We start from the raw sequence: 279 nt of genomic DNA on the forward strand, positions 1-279 counted from the left end.
TCCAAGCGCCATTTCTCCATTTTCCATAGAAGGTCCGTCAGCGATGAAATCGCCTTTTTCAACGACATCGCCAACTTTTACAAGAGTGCGTTGGTTGTAAGCAGTACCTGAATTTGAACGACGGAATTTTTGGATGTGGTAAACGTCCAATGAACCATCTTCACGACGAACTTCTACCTTGTCAGCATCTGCATAGGTAACTTTACCGTCATACTGAGCAATCACAGCAGCTCCTGAATCGTGGGCTGCTTGGTATTCCATACCAGTACCAACGTAAGG

1 protein-coding gene is annotated in these 279 nt (G+C 45.5%); it reads right to left on the minus strand.

Annotated elements, in window-relative coordinates:
- On the minus strand, positions 1-261 hold a 261-nt coding region (locus ACYQ78_RS39505; RefSeq protein ID WP_459806124.1), incomplete at its 3' end, for a hypothetical protein.
- Positions 262-279: the final 18 nt, after the last annotated feature.

The sequence above is a fragment of the Herbidospora sp. RD11066 genome (assembly GCF_054661255.1).